Origin of the sequence: Bradyrhizobium sp. BWA-3-5, assembly GCF_032917985.1 — a bacterium.
Classification (GTDB): Bacteria; Pseudomonadota; Alphaproteobacteria; order Rhizobiales; family Xanthobacteraceae; genus Bradyrhizobium.
The window spans coordinates 3,968,710-3,985,960 of sequence record NZ_CP136626.1; the positions used below are offsets into that span (position 1 = coordinate 3,968,710).

Genomic DNA, 17,251 nt, shown 5'->3' on the forward strand with positions numbered 1-17,251 from the left:
TGCCGCTGACGCACTGATGGGAGGCGCCGCCTTGGTAAGGTCATTGCGGCGCGATCGGCCGCTCAAATCGTCGTGCGCGCTGGCTATACGCGGAGCATTTCTACCTGTAGCTTTTGAAGGTGAACCGCGTGCGTTGGGCGGCAGGGTCGGTATGTCCTACCGGAGAGCGATAAGGCGCCGAGCCGGCCAGAATGCGTTTCTTTCAGAAGTTCGCAATTAAAAGGTGTAGCGCCGTCGATTTCAGGATCACATCTGACATGCATCGAAAAAGGATCAGCCACGTGCCGAGACTCGCGCCGCTAGTTTTTGCCGCGCTAGTGATGCTTTCCAGTCCCGCGCTGCCGAATGATGGCCAGATCACGCTTGTGGTGGGATTTGCGGCAGGGGGGACCTCTTCGACTGCAGCCAGGATCTTTGCTGAATCAGTAGAGCAAATCACGCGAAGCCCGACGCTCGTGGAAAATCGACCTGGTGCGGGAGGAGCGATAGCGGCGGATTGGGTACTACGGCAAAGGGGGACCCAGACGCTCTTATTCATGTCCTCCACATCGTCGCTCAAAACATCTCCTCAGAGCGGACTCGTCCCCATCGGAGTGTTGGCGACCTTCTCATACGTTGCCGTCACAAAAAAAGATTCCCCGGCGACTCTTGCCGAATACATGAAGGGAGCGTCGCACGAGGACAAATATCGTACCGTTGCCACCGCAGGCGCTGGGAGCATTCCTCACCTCATCGGTACAAAGTTTTTCAGCGATTACGGACTGCCGATGGTGCATGTGCCCTATCAGGGATCGGCGCCGGCGATCCTCAGTGTCGCCGGCGGCCACGTGGCGCTTGCGATCGTCCCTTTTCCGGACTTTCTCCCGTTCCAGGACTCGCTTCGCATCCTTGCACAAACCGGCAGCGGGATTGAGACTGAAGGATGGGTCGGCATCTTCGCTCCGCCGGAAACATCATCAGAAGAAGTCGCCCGACTTTCCGAGATTTTCCGGCAAGCATCCGAGCGGTGCCGGGAAAGACTGCGAACTGTCGGATTTGAGCAGGTATGGCGATCCGGTGCTGAGGCACGAGCGATGCATGAGAAAGATTACGCACGGTGGCAGCCAATACTTAAGGTACTCGGCGTTCAACCCTGACAAGATGGAAAAGGCGGTCCGCCATTGAGCGACCTCGGGCTTCACACCACGCCCTCCCGGGCGACGTAGGTGGCTCGATCAAGCGTCCTTCATTGCAACTTCGACCATGGCTTCTCGTTCTCGCCGTTGTTTCGAGTGATTCGTCCGTGAGCGGCTGGCGAGTGCCGCGGCCTCAGCGAATGCAGGGCAGCAGTCGCCCCCGAACATGGGGCGGAAACGATGGCGGAGCGCCTGACCGAATTGCCTCAATTGGGAGGCCAGCCTGTGGTATAAACGGGTCACACCGAGGACAACACGGAGGAACGCCCGTGGATTTCATTGAACGCTGGTTCGGGGTGTCACCGGACGGTGGTGATGGCACATTAGAACTGCTTTACATCGGAGTGGCCGCGTTGGTCGTGGTCGTTCTCCTTAGGTGGATTGTGCATCGCGTGAGATACCGCGGGTCCGATCAGCGAAGCCCTTAAAGAGTCAATCTCCGCGCTGTGAACTATCGGATATGGTGCATCAGAGGAGACGTATCAACATAACAGCAATGTGAGACGCGCTGCATGCGCCAATGGTGGCATGCAAAGGGAGCGCAGTATGGTGACTAAGAAAACGTCGGTGAAGCGCGCGCCACAGAAGTCTAGGGCGGCAAGCGGCAAGGCTAAGGCTTCGGACAGGTCCAAACGGCTGAACGTCAAACAACGAAGTCATCGGCGCGAGACATCCGAGGCCGATCGCCCCGACCAACGCCATGCTGCACTTATTCAGGACCGCCGCTTCGGGAGCGAGGATAAGAACCTCGCCCGACTTCGCCTCGATGCCGTTCGTGAAAAAGCGGCCGCCGTCGCCCGGCGGGGCGAAACGATCGTTACGCCCGTTTCGCCTGGTGCAAACAACTGGGTGCAGCTCGGCCCGACGGTCATTCCGAACGGACAGGGCTCCCTGACCAGCGGCGCCCGCGTCAACGTGACAGGACGCATCACGGGAATCGTCGTCGACCCCACACAGCCCTTGACGATCTATCTGGCGGCCGCGCGCGGCGGCGTCTGGAAGACCGTCGACGGAGGGGTGACCTGGTTTGCTATGTCCGACAACGAAGTGTCGCTCGCGATCGGTGCGCTCGCGATGGCGCCCTCGGACCACAACCGGCTCTATGCCGGCACGGGCGAGGGCAACATCTTCTTTTTGGTCCATAGCCGCCCGCTCGACGCCGCAAACGAGGACTACCACGGTGTCGGCGTGCTGCGGTCGAGTGACGGCGGAGACACCTGGGCACACGTCGGTTGCGCCGATCTCAGCGGCGCCGCGTTCTACCGCATCGCGGTGCATCCGACAAACCCCGATGTGCTGTTCGGTGCGACCACCTACGGCCTAGTGCGCTCGCAGGATGGCGGCGCCACGTGGAAGGCGATCACGAGCGGTCTTCCGACGCTCTCGGCCAGGGTGATCTCGTGCAGCGACGTCTCCTATGATCCTATCAACGCGAACCGGGCCTGGTGCGCGTTCTGGGGGAGCGGCATATACCGGACGGACAATGCCAACGCCACAACGCCGACGTGGACCAAGCTGACCACCGGCCTGCCGGCGCGCGGCATCAGGCGCATCGCGCTTGCCGTGGCGCCCTCTAACCACGACGCGATTTTCGCGTTGATCGCGGACACCCCTGTCGACAAGGCCCCCCCAAAAGGCGTGTACGGGAGCATCGACGGCGGCGACACTTGGTTCGCCATCCCGTCGTCGTCCCTGACGGTCGTGGGCTCCTACACGCTAAACATCGCCGTCGACATCTCCACTCCGAACGTGCTCTATGTTTCCGGTTTCGAACTCTACAAGTGCGTGCAAAGCGGCGGCGCGTGGACCGTGACTAACGTCGGCACGCGCATCCATGTGGACAACCACGCGTTCGCCTCACACCCCACCAATTGCCGGCAGATCTACGCTGGCACCGACGGCGGAATATACCGGTCGGCAGACGGCGGTAGCACTTGGGACGACAGTATCAACGAGGGACCGGTCATTACCCAGTTCGAGTTCATCAGCCAGCATCCCTCGTCGGATGCGCTAGTCATCGGCGGAACCCAGGATAATGGTACCGACATGTTCCGCAACAGCCTCGTCTTTTACCACTCAGCGGACTTCGACGGCGGCCAGGCCGGCATCGATCCCGAAAATCCCAACAAAGTAATCCACACCTTTAGCGCGCTCCCTTCCCTCACCAGTTCGAGGGGGAGGGGTATTGAGCGCTCCATTGCCGCCGGCAAGTTCGGCACCTACCATGATATCAGCAGCGGCCTGAGCCCACCCGTGCTGTTCTATCCGCCGTGGACCTATGACGACACCGATTCGAGCAACATCGCGTTTGGAACGAACAAACTCCGGCTTTCGGCGGCGCAGGGCACCGACGCCTGGCCGACCAGCATCACGCTTCCCGGGATCGGCAAGGGTTGCGTGTCGGCGATTCACTACGTCAGTTCGTCGCTTATCTACTGTGGGACCAGCAACGGGCTCGTCTACAAGGCGGTGAACTCAGGAAGGAGGTGGAGCGCGGCCAGGGTGAGCGCATCTCCGCTTCCAGCCCGCTGGATCTGGGACATCTTCCTCGTGCCCGGAAGAGATGAAGTACTGGTGCTGGCGATGGCCGGCTACGGGACTGCGCACGTCTGGACAGGCGCGCGCTCGGGCGGCAGCTGGATCTGGAAAGATCTGAGCGGCACGTTCCCCAACCGGTTGCCCGACGCACCGGCCAACGCGTTGCTGGTCGATCCGGCGGCGCCGAACACGATGTACGTCGGCACCGATGTCGGCGTGTGGACAACCACGGACGGTGGCGCGAACTGGAGCCTGTTCAGCGACGGCCTGCCGAACGTCCCCGTGTACGACCTGAAACTGCATGCGCCGACCCGCCTGCTGCGCGCCGCGACGCACGGTCGCGGGCTCTGGGAACGCAAGCTCGACGTCGCGAGCGTTGCCGACGTCCGCATCGTGATCCGCGACCATGTGATGGACACCGGGCGCCTGACGCCGTCGCCGTCCGGCTTGCCGTCGGCCTGGGAAGATCCGTGCCGGCAGGTCATTCTCGGCGATCCGCTTTTCTGGTGGAATTGCGCCGATGTAAAGGTCGATTCGCCGATAGGTGGCCTCTACCAGATGCCTGTTGCATCCGTCGACTACCTCACCTTCGAAACGGCGCTCGAACACCGGAATCCCCAACGGGGCAATCTTAATCGCGTGTACGTCCAGATACACAATCGAGGAGTTTTGCCCGCGAGCGACGTCGTCGTTAAGATTCTCTACGCCGACGCGGCGCCGGGCCTGCCGGACCTCCCGGCCGACTTCTGGACCGCATTTCCGGGGAATTCCGGCCTGGCGAGCGCATGGACTCCGATTGGCGCGGCGCAGACTATCGCTTCGCTGCGACCGGAACGTCCTGCCGTGCTGGAATGGGACTGGACGCCGCCGATTTCCGGGGTGGCCGCGCACGCGTGCCTGCTAGTGATCACCTCTTGCAGCGGGGATTCTCCGGGCGTCAGCTCGCTGGCTCTCGATTCGCTGGTGACGCAGAACCGGCAAGTGGGGCTCAAGAACCTGCACATCATCGATGCGGTGTCGTCCCCTCATTGGCACGCGATCCGGTTATATCCGCGCGGCGCGACCGACATATTCCGCTTTGGTCCGCTGCCGAAGGGCTGGTCGCTGAGCCTAGTGTTGCCAAACGAAGTGCCGCTGTCCGAGATCACTTATACGGGGCTTGAAGCAAAACGGGTCTCTGCCGCGAAACAGGCGCGCATCAGCAAGCAGCTCGGAAAGAGGGCCGCTCTCTACGATCTAAAGGAGGCGCTGATCGCCGCGACACCGCGCAAAGGCTGCACCATCACTGGGGTCCCAGTGGGGAGGCAGGGCATGCCGATCCTGGTCGCATTCACGGCGGATGCGCGCCCCCGCACCGGCAGTGTCCAGCTGATTCAGGAAGCTCCTGATCAGCGCGTGCTAGGCGGAAGCACGTTCGCGCTCCGTGGCGTCGGGGCAAAAAGCGGCGTCGGGATCAGAAGGCCACGGTCACGCTAGCTGGGGAAGAGCTGAGACGCACCCAGCCAGCCGTGGTGGAGGTCTCGTCGACCCGGCTGATGCACCGCGGATGCGGTAACCCCGTCGCTTTTTGCGACGAGCCGGCGTTCCAAGTCTGGAGGATGCTTCGAGTTGATTCGAGAATTATACGGCTCTATTATGCCGTGCGTCTTGGAGACACTGCACATTATCCTCTCCATCTGAGAGGCTCTCCGCGTCACCGGAACAAAGGGGCGAGCAATGTGTGAATTTGTCGCAAATCATATTGACATGAAGACAATGACTGAAAGCCAAAAGAAAAAGCTCAGGCGTGAACTAGAGAGCCGCAAGAAAGAGCTCCAAAAGAAGATCAACGCGCTCGAGAAAACGATTAAAAAGATCAAGTAGGATCCAGCCGTCCGTGAAGAACGGACTCGCTGGCTGGCAACTGACGTAACTGATTTTGCGATCGCCGGAGATCCGATTTTGGCCTGCGTGTACCGAAAATTCGATTCGGCGCAGACCAAGGATCGGACGCAGCAAGCTTGCGACGTGATGACCGATCTGTTGAAGCTGATTGCCGGCGTCCAAATCGAGAGCGCGGCCAGATCACGGCGGGGATTCCTTGCACCTTGTTGGACTTTGGCGAGGCACTATTACTAAGCCTCGCAGCGTGCCCGCGCTCATCGTTCAATGGTCGGTCAACCGACCTAGAGATTTCCTAGGATTCCCGACCGCGTTGGTCAGGATTGTCTTGTAATCAACAATCCAGCGCCGGGCACCCATCCGCTCGAACAAGTCGTTCTTGCATCTGCATACGCCAGTAATCCCCGACGGTGTCTTGTTGAGGCTCATTCTGAGCCAGGTGCGATCAATCGGCAGGACCACCGATTTGCCCTCCCGATAACCGAACGGTCGGACCGCCACGTCGTGCAGCTTGATCTGTCGGTGAAACGCAACTTGGAGCACGAAGTAGAATTGAACTAGTGATGCTGGATCCAGATCATTTTCTTCCGCCAGTCGGGCGGCAATGATGTCGAACGGGAGCTCCTGCCTAGCGTAAGCCCCCAAGACGGCATCGCGCACGCGAGTGAGCGCTTCCTGAAACGTCAGATCAGCATCAAATCGGGTGCGGATGAGCGTGGTGTTCGCAAAAGGACCGATCACACGCTCCCTCCCCAGTTGAGAGCGGTTGGCCATCGTGGTCGCTACGCAAATGTCAGTGCGTCCGCTTCGGAGCAGCAGCAGCGTCTTGAAGCCGGTCAGTAATGTCATGAACAGGGTTGCGCCTCGGCTATGGCCCAAGGCGCTCAGGCGCGCGACCAAATCGTTCGATATGTGAAGTCGCTCCAGGGCGACGCGCGCGGCCAGCTCGCCTGCAACATCATTATTGGTTATAAATGCAGGCGAGGCCTTTCGCAGGCGGTCCTTCCAGTAGCCGAGCTGTCGGGTTGCTGCACCGCTGGTGGACCACAGACGCTGCCAGCGCGCGAAGTCGGAAAAATGAAGCGCTGGTTCGGGCAACTGCGCCTGTTTGCCAGTTGTGAACCCGGCATAGAATTCCGACAGCTCCTCAACAAAGACTTCCATCGACCAGCCGTCGATGACGATATCGTGCACGATCAGAATCAAAACGTGGTCGTCGGCGCTGAGCCGCAAGAGGCGCGCCCGAAACAAGGGTGCATGCTTGGTGTCGATGAGCTTCAGGCGTTCTTGCTCGGCTGCCAGCTCCGCCTTTCTCAGCAGGAGCGCCTTGGCCCGGGAATTTGCGACAGGTGCCAAAGAGGTCAGATCTTCCACGATGAGGGATGATTTGATGTCGTCGGCCGCGGTAATGAGAGCAGCAGGCTGTTCGTCCAGCCAGTCAAATCCCGTGCGCAGCGAATCGTGCCGACGCACGACCTCGGCAAGGCTACGCTCGAGTGCGGATACGTTGAGCGGCCCCCGCAGCCGATAAGCGAAGCGAAGGTTGAATTGGGGTAGTCCAGGGAGTTCCCTCTCGATCCGCAGCATGCGTTCCTGCACGACGGACACCGGCTGTGGGCCATCTCCTTTCGCTCGTGCGATTTTCGTTGGCGGATCGCGCGAGCATAGTAATGAGTTTGTCGAGCGTCTTTTTGATGACTCAACGCGAAGCGCGAGAGCCGCAATGGTTGGTGCATCGAAGATATCCTCGAATGAGAAATCGACACCAAAATGTTCCTCCACACGCATAATCATCTGCATCATCGCAAGTGAATCAACGCCGAGCGCGAAGACGTCCTGGTCAATGCCGATCTGATCGATGTCCAGGATCTCCGACCAGATCCCGGCCAGTTGCGCCTCCAATTCCGAGCGAGGCAAAGCCATCTCGACGCTGCGTTCCTCTGCGGCTGGCTGCGTCTTTGAAAACTCGGCGGCAAGTTCACTGCGATTGATCTTTCCGCCGGCGCCTTTTGATATCTCCGGCACAATCCGAATGAGGCCAGGGACCTTAAAGCGGGCCAAGCTTTCTCGGGTAAATTCTCGGAGCCTGTCTGCGCCCACCTTCGCATCCTGACGCAGGACGACGGCGGCGCCGACGTCCGCGCCAAGTCGTCCGTGGGGCACAGGGAAAACCGCGGCTTCGATCACATCCGGATGGCTCAGCAACGCCGCCTCTACCTCGGCGGGGGCTACCTTCTGTCCTCCCTTATGGATGATTTCCTTGATGCGACCGACAATGAAGAGATACCCCTCCGCGTCAAGGTAGCCCAGGTCGCCGGTTCGGAACCAGCCGTCCCGAAATGCGGACGCGGTAGCGGCGGCATCATTGTCGTAACCTCTGGTTATAGTGGGCCCCCGGAGCGCGATCTCTCCGCGCTTGCCGGGTGGTAATCGTCGACCCTCACTGTCCAGAATCGCGATCTCAGGCCCCGCCGGCTGCCCGACTGAACCAACCTTTCGCCCATGCAAAGGGTTTGCGGCAATCTGGGTGGCGGCTTCTGTCATGCCATAGGTGTCGATGACGGGGACACCAAACAGAGCTTCCAGTCCGCCGAGTACGTCGGGCGCCAGGGACGTAGAAGCCGAACGGACCAGTCGAAGGGAGGACCGCCGCGCGCCCTGTTTGTCAGGTTCCGCTGCCGATAACACGGCCCGATGGATTGCCGGCACCGCCGTGTACCAGGTTGGTCGAAACTCCGTCAGCCAGCCGAAGAACGCTGTTGCATCGAAGCCTGGCGTACAGACCACGCTGGAGCCGGCCGTCAGTGCGGCCACAAGCCCGGAGATCAAGCCATGCCCATGGTAGAGAGGGAGCACGCCGAGCAATCGGTCCCGGGACCCAAGTGCCAAGTTGGCGCAAACATTGTGGGCTGACAGACAGACGCTCGCGTGGGTCAGGGGGACCGCTTTTGGCCGCGACGTACTGCCCGAGGTCAAGAGGATGAATGCATCGTCAGCGCTTGACGCAAACTCGTCGTCGACCACGCGCTGTGGCGTTTGACCGACAATCCAGAACGCGCCGGCCCCCGCGTTTGGTCGCCTCGATATATCGATGATGGGTATGCCCAAGGCGAGGGCGACGCGTCGGCTGGCCGAATCTAAGTCACCGCGCGTTAGCAGCCCAGCCAGATGCAATTCGCCGAAATAGCGCTGGTACTCGTCGTAGGTGAAACCCGAATTGAGCGGCACGCAAACCGCATTGGCTGCAACAGTGATCATTGCTACCGCGGCCTCTGGTCCGTCCGGCAACACTACCGCGACCCTGTGAGTTCGGCCGACACCGATGCTCCGGAGCTCGCGAACTACATTGTTCGCCTGTGTCCACAGCGCGCCATAGGTCATCGGAAGGCGTCCGGGGGCCAGAATGGCGTGGCGGTTGGGCGCGTTTCGCCCATAGTCGGAGAGAAGGTCACGGAGGCATGAAAAAGGACGTCTTTTGACGCTTTTGCGCGCGGTTACGTGTTGCAATTCCTCGACAATCTTCGACAACTCCGCCCCCTTTTCGTCAGTGTTGCGTCAGCGTTCCAGAATATCTGCAAGAAATTGACTCAAAACCCGCCAGCAGCGCCGTCTCCGCCCAATTCAATCATGTCGTGGCCGCACGCGAACGGAAAATTTCTTTCACGGCTTCGTGGCCCAAGCGAGGTTTGCCGGCATCGGCAGCAATACCTTGCCGGCCTTGCGGTACGCACTTGCAGCTGAACAAACATGATCGCGTATCGCGGTCAGCCGTTCAGGGGTTTGTCCTTGGAGCAAGTTGCTCGTTCGGACTGTGCTTCGCAAAATCGCCTCGAAGTATTGCTCCGGCGAACCGAATTCCCAAGTCTGATCGACCGTCCGCGTTTGCGGATCGGCGAAGCCGCACCTGATGAACGCCTCTCGACAATTGTCCGGTTCGCTGAAATGGAACGGGGCGGGGCCCGGCGGCAAAACGTCCATGTCGCCCAACAGCGCGATGGCCTTTCTTGGCAATGAAAGTCCTGCAACGGTCTCCTCCCGGCCCCACACCGTGAAAGCGAACCGGCCCCGCGGCTTCAAAACGCGGTGGATCGCCTTTAGTGCACTTTCAGGTTGCTCCAAATGGTGGAAGCCGAAATTCATGGCGACGAGATCAAAGCTTTTATCCAGAAAATCCCGCAGGCTTTCCGCGTCTCCTTCGCAAAATTCAATGTCGGGATGCAACATACGAGCGCGCGCGACCATGCGCTCTGAGAAATCGACACCGGTTACCCTTGCCCCGAGCCGTGACGCAGCAGCAGCGAGATTGCCGGGCCCGCAAGCTGCATCGAGAAGGCTAGCGCCTGGCCTGAGGTCGAGAGCTTTGAAGATGGATGGAATCGCTTGCTGCGTCAGCCGACTGAAAGCCGCGTCGTACTGATCAGTCGCGGTTTGCCACGCCTTGTGCTCAAAGGCCTTGAAGCTAGAGTAGGATTGTGTGCTTGGCTCCGATAATTCTCGCATTGTGTCTCTCCAATGCAAATTCCAATCTTCCGTTACGCAAAGTCGGCCATTCACAGCCTTCTATAAATGCGCGCAATCTGAAGCTCATGGTTGAACGCAATCGGTCTCTGCCACCCTAGCACATTTCTGCGGACGCAGCCTGATCGCTTTCGGAGCCATTTGCGGGACGTCGTCACCCCGACGGTCGATATCCGCTTCGGTGGCGACTCTGAGAAGTGGCGATGCAGTTCGTTCCGTTCTACATCCCGGGACACTCAGCGGGTCCGTTGGCCCTTATGAATCCCGGCCTTATGCTGTGCAAATTATATGTGCGAAGCGCCTGTAGCTCGAAGGTTTCAGATTTCAATGGGTCCCTAGCGGAATCCAACTGCTCAGCGCTCTCTAATGCGGCCGCTTGCACCGGAGCCTCGATCTCCACATCAGTTTATGGGTCGGCCGGTCCCCAACTAATATTCATTGCGCGAGCCAGGAACCCATCAAGGTGGCTTTGCGGGTGGTGATCGGCGGCTGGATGAAATTCGAGCGCTTTTCTCAAAATAAAGGAGGAGGGTGCCTCCGCCCATGCACCAACGCGTGTCTAAGTAAATGAGCCGCGGGTCCGTAGCTTTCGACCGTCGGGGTTATGAATTGTGATTAGTCCCCGCGCAGAGAAGCTGAATGTTTCCAAGGTACTTTGCAGGCGGGTTGGGAGGATGGACGTTCCGCGCGAGCCTCGCAGCATAGCGAGCAGTTGGGCTAATTATGTTCGGTCAGAAATGACCTTGCAAGATGTGTGGATAAGGACCGTGTTCTGCCGATGAGCTGCTTGCTTGACTACCACGAACCCGGCGGGAAGCTCATCGATCCTAAACCGCGGACTGCGCATGAATGGGTAGTCGTCTTCTGAGACCTTCGCTTCCCCTTGTGTCCCGCATTGCGGGCAGCATATCTGAAGCTCGAAACGATCACGCGCTGCCATTCGCCTGCCGCTCAACCGGATCACTAAGTTAAGTTGAATGCGATTGCTCGCGGAAGGTCCTGGGACGGTCGCAGTGCCACAAGCTGGCTGCGGCTTGGCCCGTCTAGCGCGTTTCGTCCCACGCAATTTCCTTCTTTAAGATGAGATCCGGCTCATCGTTGACTAGCCTTGCCGCGCGCTCCGCAATCGAGCCGAGGCATGCGGATTCAAATTCCGCAAGGTAGTCTTGTCGGACGAAATCGATAGAGAACGTGCCGCTGAGCGTCTTGCTGCGCAGTTGCAGCCGGAACGTGACATACGGGCGAACCTCTGGCGCTGGTGTTTCCTGCATCGAATGGACCCAGAAGATATCGCCGCTCACCACCACGAGCGGGACGAAGAACCACAGATAATGCCATTCGTTGTCCCGCGGCTGCCTCGGTACCTCTTTCACTCGCGAGTTGACAGCCTTTGCCATTGGGAAAAAGATCGCATCATACAGCCCGGCATGATTTGCATGCCATCCACTTCCCTTGCGGTCGATCCGACAGAATTGCACGGCCTTTTCTGGGCGCTGGTATGCGTAGTGCACCTTCGAGAAGCCGAGATGATGGAACGGCTCCGTTAGCTGTACGTTGCTTGACCCCTTGCCCAGCAACCTGCGAGCTTCATACCATCGTGTGAAGAACACGTACTCGTCAGGCGCGAAGTTCGTTCGCAACAGTCTTGGGCCTGCCGACGAACACGAAGGGATTGCTGGTGTTCTTGCACTCAACGATGATCTCGAAAACGCAGGAGAGCTTGTGCTCGTCGTTGCGCGCGATCGTTTTGATCGTGCGTGCGTCCATCTCGCGCGATTTGCCCTCGTCGACATCCTCGAAAGGGAAATTCGTCTGCACGTGATAGCCCAGCCTTTCGAGGACCGTCGCGACTTTCTGCTCCATCAGGTAGCCAGACTCGTTGAGGGCCTCCATGATATTTTCGGGCGACGGTGCGGACATTGCGAATCCTCTCAATAGGTTTTAGCCGGTCGGAATTTCGATCTCGGCCGCGAGCTGCACAGCGTTCTCGATCTCTGCATACAAATCAACCGCGTGCTCCGGCGCGGCGATTGATATGACGAGAGCATAGCGTCCTCTGTCATCCACGCGCTGCTGCCGCGACTTCCACCATCCGCCGACCGGATAAACTGCAATTGCATCATGTCCACTCAATTCAATCGCGCGACCGCGCCATAGATCGCAATGGAGCGATCCCGCCTGCATAGCCTTCGGACTGAGCAGCCAGCGATCGGCTTCCTGACCAGCAGCGGTCCCGTCCTTATCTTGCGCCGCGTTGATGCGCGCCCGGAATGCTGCGTCGGTTTCAGTCCGCTTCTTCATTGCGAAACGCAGGCCAAAAGATCGATAGGTGTCGGGCCGCGTGGCGGCGCGGCCAGTTAGGTTTGGTCCGATGAAGTAGGAGAGCGTCACCTTCATGGTGACGATCTCATTCTCGAGCTGCTCGAGCGCTGCCTTTGGCCAAGGCAGATCATAGAAGTGCATCTCGTTGAATACGTCTGTCATCGATTAGTCGATCTCGACCTCAGCAATAATCCGTAAATCTCGAGGCCCTAAAATAGAACATTCATATGACTTAAAGCCTTCGCTCGAGGTTCCAGCATGGCGAGTTGGGTGCGAGCAACGATGCTTCCAGCGTGGTCAGCGTCAGCGGTCGGCGCGGCATCTTTCGCTGCCGTGTTCCAGCTTTGAAGGCTCGAGCAACAGATGGTCCAGATGGCCCCCTGCGAGCCGGGTTCTCACCCTCGCGCTGGCGCGTCTTCCGGCATCAACCTCACCAACATGCAGGAGGGGCGGATTGCTGCGTGTCGACAGACCTGAACTAGGAGTTCACGCGCTGTATATCCGCTTAGGCCGCGCCGGCCACCTGGTCGCTGTCACGCGACGCGGCAATGAACAGGTTGCGCAGCCAGGCATGCCCGAGGTCTTCGTCAGATCTGGCGTGCCAGACCATTTTCGCCATGATCGGCTCGACGGCAATCGGGATGGGGAAACGTGCAAGGGACTTTCCTTCCGGAAGCACGTCCAGAAGGTCTTCCACGACCACGGCAAGATTTCGCCTACCGGAGATCAGCGCTGGTACCCAGCTGAAATAGGGGGTGCTGACGGCTATTCTTCGCCGCAGCCCCAGCGTTTCGAGCGTGGTGTCTATGGGCGTTCTTTCATTATCCGCCACCGTGACGGCGACATGCGGCAGTGCGAGGAAGGTTTCGAGGTCTAGACCGCCATTCTGCAGCAAGTCCGGTCGATCTCAGTCCATTTGGCGCCGACGATTTCGTTTGTGCGGCACACGGTGAAGATCAGAAAGCGCAGTGCCAGCGCGGCGCGCCCCTCGGCGATGCGGAGTTCGCTCATCAACTGCGCCGCATCGGCATAGGGCAGGGCAGGATGGTGACGAATGACGCGCTTGGGCCGCTTCGGAAGCTTTTCGCGAAGCTGCTTTGTCAGCTCGGCCGGATTGCGGAAATCGGGATCGTCGATGTTTGCGTTCTTGGCGATGATCGTCTCGATTCGGCCGCGCACCCGGTTCGCGGTCTCGCGCTCGATCACCCAGATGTGCTCCAGCAATTCGTGATGTGGCTCGGCTTGATCTCCGCGATCGTCAGCTTTCCAATGGTGGGGTAGGCGTAGCGCTTAAGTGAGGAGGGCCATTGGTTGCGGTGCTTCTCGCTCCAGGTCGACCACTGCGCGCGTATATAGGCCTCGGCGCATTCCTCTAATGTCGGTGCTGCGCGCTGCACTTCCGCCGCCTTGGCCTCCTGCCGCGTCTCGCGGCGTTCCTGGACGATGTCCACGCCGGCTGTGCTGCGATCGCCCTTCACGCGCAGCCGAGCCGCGTCGCGGGCAAGTCGTGCGTTTTTGAGGGATACGTCTTTGAAGGAACCGAGGCCGTGCCAACGTTCTTTGCCGTCCGTCCTTCCAATAGCGATGAGACCGGTTCTTCGCCGCGGGTCCTGTGACGATCAGGTAGAGACCGTCACCGTCGGCATACTTGCCCGGCTTCGTTTCGCGTTCGACTTCCAACGGCTTCGGGCGTCCAGCGACGTGTTCCTCCAGTCAAAACCGTCCTCCGAACCTACGGGCCCAAGCTACGGTTTGCGCTCTCATTGTGAGGAACGACGGCGAACGATGGAAGATAGCTTGCCGACGAAAGCGCTGAATTTACAGGGTATTCCGAACAGTGGAGAACAACGGAGAACACTGTACTGGCGGAAGGGGTGGGATTCGAACCCACGGTACCCTTGCAGGCACGCCGGTTTTCAAGACCGGTGCCTTAAACCACTCGGCCACCCTTCCTTGCCTTGATGATCAAGCGCTTAGCCGATGCGGAGGTGAAAACACAAGAGAAGAAAGTACGATTCGTCGGGAAATGCCGAGGGCATGAACATGATCGATGGCCTCGTTGCTCAACGCTCGAAACAACAAAACGGCGCGGACCAACAAGGCCCATGGCAATGAAAGCGGGCGACCATTCAGAGGGCGCTTGTCATTCCGGCCCAGGCCGCATCTTCGCGGCGCCAGGGCCGCGATCGGAGCGGGCGCTATTCAGCCGAATGCCACCGCCAGCAGGCTCGAGCACAGGAGCACGAAGCTGGCCGTCGTCAAGGCAAGGAATCCGTTGGAGACAATGTCGAGGTTGCGCATCAGACACCTACCGACCGGATGCTCGTCCGAATTTATTAAAGCTTTATAAATTTCAGGTCGAAATCACCAACAGCCGTCACAAGAACCATGGGTCCGAAGGCCGGCGGTCCCCAGAACCGCCAGACGTTCAACACTCAGGCCCTGTAACGATAGCCTTCAAATGCATGAGCCAAGAAAATGCCTGCGCTCACCAGGCCCATCACCGCTGTAACCGTCTCGATCATCGCACACGTCCTTATGCGCCCCTGCACGCACAGAACGACTCCACCCTTGCACAGTCAAAAAGATTCACGGACGGAATCGTAGAACGGTCGTGAGTGATGATTTGCTGCAACAGAATGTCTGAAAGCGACACAATACACAGTGAATCCTGCCGGATATCGATAGTCATATGCCCGTAAATCAACGGATGCGCGCGGCAACCATTCATTCACCACGCACGTGCAGACATTCATACGCGCCCACCGCACCCCATTTCCGCCGTGTTCCGGTTGCGATATCTTCATCACGTGATGCGGAGGGTGGGCCGCATCTTGGGGTTTGGCCGCGAGCTTCAACGTAGGCAGCAGGCCGCTGAAAGTGGTAATTGGGGTGATGGGGATTCGACGGCCAAAAACGATCGTTCGGGCAGTCCGTGCGACTGTTGCCGTGGTAACGTGCCTTGTCCTCGCCAACTGCGCCTCGTCGGATAAGTTCGCCAGGCGCATCGATCCCAAATACGGCGTGTCCTCGAGCCCGCGCGTGGTGGAATTCGGCGAGCCCGTGCCGAAGGGTGGGGGAACCTACCGGGTCGGCAAACCCTACACTGTTGCCGGCCGGGTCTACGTGCCGGAAGAGGATCCCAACTACCGCGCCGAGGGCATGGCCTCCTGGTATGGCGACGACTTCCATGGCCGGCTGACCGCCAATGGCGAAGTCTTCGACATGGCCTCGCTGACGGCGGCCCATCCGACGCTGCCGATCCCGAGCTACGCCCGCGTCACCAATGTCCGGAACGGCAAGTCGCTGATCGTGCGGGTAAATGACCGCGGCCCCTACCACGGCAACCGCCTGATCGACGTCTCGAACAAGGCGGCGGAACTCCTTGAATTCAAAGCGAATGGCGTCGCCAGGGTTCGGGTTGAATATGTCGGCCGGGCCCCCTTGGAAGGTTCCGACGACCGCCAGCTCCTGGCGACGCTGCGGACCGGCGAGCCGGCCCCATCGCCATCGACGGTCCGGGTCGCTTCGGCCCGTCCGTTCGTCCCCGAGATGCCGTCCTCCGCGGCCCGCATCCGCGGGGAGGTCCCGCTGCCGGAGGGCCGGCCCTACAGCCTCGGCAACACGTCGGCGGACTACGCCTCGATCAACGCCACCTCGGAAATGTCGGCTTCCAGCCGCTCACGCGGCCGAGCCACGGAAAACCTTCGTGCCGTTTCCTATGAGAATGACGCTACTTACGCGGCCTCCGGCCAGACTTATCGGCCGGTCGATCCGCGGGGCCCGAGCGAAGTCCTTAGCGGCCGCGGGCTGTACTAACTTCCGTTCAGGAAAGCGATCAGGGCGGCATTGACCTCGTCGGGCCGCTCCTGCTGGATCCAGTGGCCGGCGCCCTCCAGGATCAGCTTCTGCCGCAGATTCGGCAGCACCCGCCCCATCTCCTTGACCTGCTTGGCGCCGATCAGCCCGGTGATGACGCCGTCCTTCGAGCCCGCGATGAACAGGGCAGGCTGGTGGATTTGTGCGCCCTGCCATGGTGCGGTCAGCTCCCAGTTGCGGTCGATGTTGCGATACCAGTTGAGCCCGCCGCGAAAGCCGGACTTTTGGTAGATCGCCGCGAAATAGGCGATGTCGGCCTCGGTCAGCCAGGCTGGCAGCGGCCGATTCGGGGCGGCGCCGCCAAGAAATCCCTTGCCCTCGTGAACGAATTGATGGGCTGCCGGATCGGCGAGCCCGCGCCCGCCGAGCACGATACGCATCGTGGCCGCGACATCGCGCTCGAACTCGGCCTCGGCCACGCCCGGCGTCTGAAAATACTGCCAGTAAAAATTGGTGATCCCGTTCTGCCGCAAGGTTTCAAGCGGGAGGGCGCGGCCGCGGAAGGGCGGCGGCACACTCAGGCCGGCGACCTTGGTGAAGACATCGGGGCGGAACATCGCCGCGTGCCAGGCGACCGGCGCGCCCCAATCGTGGCCGACGATAACCGCCTGCGTCTCGCCAAGCGCCGCCACCAGCGCGACCATATCGCCGACATTGTGGAAGAGGGTGTAGGCGCCGATGTCGGTTGGTCCGTCCGAAGCCGCGCATGTCAGGCGCCACGACGTGGAAGCCGGCAGCCGCGATCGCCGGGATCTGGTGCCGCCAGGAATAGGATAGTTCAGGCCAGCCGTGGCAGAGCAGCACCAGCGGTCCCGCGCCTTCCTCGACAACGAAGAAGTCCAGCCCGTTAGCCGAAATGGTGCGTGAGGATGACATCGCGTTTCCGCCCTGTTTTTCGTATCTTGTCGGGAAGTCACAGCATCGCCACGATACGTTCC

11 protein-coding genes, 1 tRNA gene and 1 pseudogene are annotated in these 17,251 nt (G+C 60.1%); 3 read left to right on the forward strand and 10 right to left on the reverse strand.

Features of this window, described 5'->3' with window-relative positions; all coding sequences use genetic code 11:
- The first annotated feature begins 191 nt into the window (after window positions 1-191).
- Together RX331_RS19180 and RX331_RS19185 are read left to right on the forward strand one after the other, a co-directional pair.
- Window positions 192-1,136 carry a tripartite tricarboxylate transporter substrate binding protein gene (locus RX331_RS19180; protein ID WP_317251493.1) on the forward strand — a complete coding sequence of 315 codons (945 nt, stop codon included), beginning with the start codon at window positions 192-194 and terminating at the stop codon, window positions 1,134-1,136.
- Between the two features lie 585 nt (window positions 1,137-1,721).
- Entirely contained in the window at window positions 1,722-5,189 is a 3,468-nt protein-coding gene (locus tag RX331_RS19185; protein WP_317251494.1) for a hypothetical protein, read from the forward strand.
- Window positions 5,190-5,858: 669 nt separating this feature from the next.
- On the opposite strand, the gene RX331_RS19190 is transcribed toward RX331_RS19185, so the two are convergent.
- The 9 genes from RX331_RS19190 to RX331_RS19230 form a co-directional block, all read right to left on the reverse strand.
- A complete protein-coding gene (locus RX331_RS19190; RefSeq protein ID WP_317251495.1) occupies window positions 5,859-9,122 on the reverse strand; it encodes an AMP-binding protein in 3,264 nt (1,087 codons plus the stop codon).
- A 132-nt stretch (window positions 9,123-9,254) separates the two neighbouring features.
- Entirely contained in the window at window positions 9,255-10,094 is an 840-nt protein-coding gene (locus RX331_RS19195) for a class I SAM-dependent methyltransferase (protein WP_317251496.1), read from the reverse strand.
- A 1,061-nt stretch (window positions 10,095-11,155) separates the two neighbouring features.
- A complete protein-coding gene (locus RX331_RS19200) occupies window positions 11,156-11,689 on the reverse strand; it encodes a hypothetical protein (protein ID WP_317251497.1) in 534 nt (177 codons plus the stop codon).
- Window positions 11,690-11,729: 40 nt separating this feature from the next.
- The gene (locus tag RX331_RS19205; protein WP_317251498.1) at window positions 11,730-12,032 is read right to left on the reverse strand and encodes a hypothetical protein; all 303 of its coding nucleotides are present in this window, start codon (window positions 12,030-12,032) and stop codon (window positions 11,730-11,732) included.
- Between the two features lie 21 nt (window positions 12,033-12,053).
- Complete coding sequence (locus RX331_RS19210) at window positions 12,054-12,509, reverse strand: hypothetical protein (RefSeq protein ID WP_317251499.1); 456 nt, start codon at window positions 12,507-12,509, stop codon at window positions 12,054-12,056.
- A 430-nt stretch (window positions 12,510-12,939) separates the two neighbouring features.
- A complete protein-coding gene (locus RX331_RS19215; RefSeq protein ID WP_317251500.1) occupies window positions 12,940-13,329 on the reverse strand; it encodes a hypothetical protein in 390 nt (129 codons plus the stop codon).
- The gene (locus RX331_RS19220; protein ID WP_317251501.1) at window positions 13,308-13,640 is read right to left on the reverse strand and encodes a hypothetical protein; all 333 of its coding nucleotides are present in this window, start codon (window positions 13,638-13,640) and stop codon (window positions 13,308-13,310) included. The genes RX331_RS19215 and RX331_RS19220 overlap by 22 nt, the downstream gene beginning before the upstream one ends.
- Entirely contained in the window at window positions 13,637-13,885 is a 249-nt protein-coding gene (locus RX331_RS19225) for a phage integrase central domain-containing protein (RefSeq protein ID WP_317251502.1), read from the reverse strand. The genes RX331_RS19220 and RX331_RS19225 overlap by 4 nt, the downstream gene beginning before the upstream one ends.
- Before the next feature lie 412 nt (window positions 13,886-14,297).
- Window positions 14,298-14,387 (reverse strand) — tRNA-Ser (locus RX331_RS19230).
- A 942-nt stretch (window positions 14,388-15,329) separates the two neighbouring features.
- Between RX331_RS19230 and RX331_RS19235 the strand changes: the two genes are divergently transcribed.
- On the forward strand, window positions 15,330-16,253 hold the full coding sequence (locus RX331_RS19235) for a septal ring lytic transglycosylase RlpA family protein (RefSeq protein ID WP_317251503.1): 924 nt from the start codon (window positions 15,330-15,332) through the stop codon (window positions 16,251-16,253).
- Here the strand turns inward: RX331_RS19235 and RX331_RS19240 are convergent.
- Window positions 16,250-17,189, reverse strand: a pseudogene (locus RX331_RS19240) (alpha/beta fold hydrolase). The gene RX331_RS19235 and the pseudogene RX331_RS19240 sit on opposite strands and share 4 nt — an antisense overlap.
- Between the last annotated feature and the right edge of the window lie 62 nt (window positions 17,190-17,251).

What these genes read in the sequence shown, in the direction of transcription:
- RX331_RS19180 (WP_317251493.1), top strand. Translation starts at nt 192, where the DNA reads ATGCGTTTCTTTCAGAAGTTCGCAATTAAAAGGTGTAGCGCCGTCGAT.
- RX331_RS19185 (WP_317251494.1), top strand. Translation starts at nt 1,722, where the DNA reads ATGGTGACTAAGAAAACGTCGGTGAAGCGCGCGCCACAGAAGTCTAGG.
- RX331_RS19195 (WP_317251496.1), bottom strand. Translation starts at nt 10,094, where the DNA reads ATGCGAGAATTATCGGAGCCAAGCACACAATCCTACTCTAGCTTCAAG.
- RX331_RS19205 (WP_317251498.1), bottom strand. Translation starts at nt 12,032, where the DNA reads ATGTCCGCACCGTCGCCCGAAAATATCATGGAGGCCCTCAACGAGTCT.
- RX331_RS19210 (WP_317251499.1), bottom strand. Translation starts at nt 12,509, where the DNA reads ATGAAGGTGACGCTCTCCTACTTCATCGGACCAAACCTAACTGGCCGC.
- RX331_RS19235 (WP_317251503.1), top strand. Translation starts at nt 15,330, where the DNA reads ATGGGGATTCGACGGCCAAAAACGATCGTTCGGGCAGTCCGTGCGACT.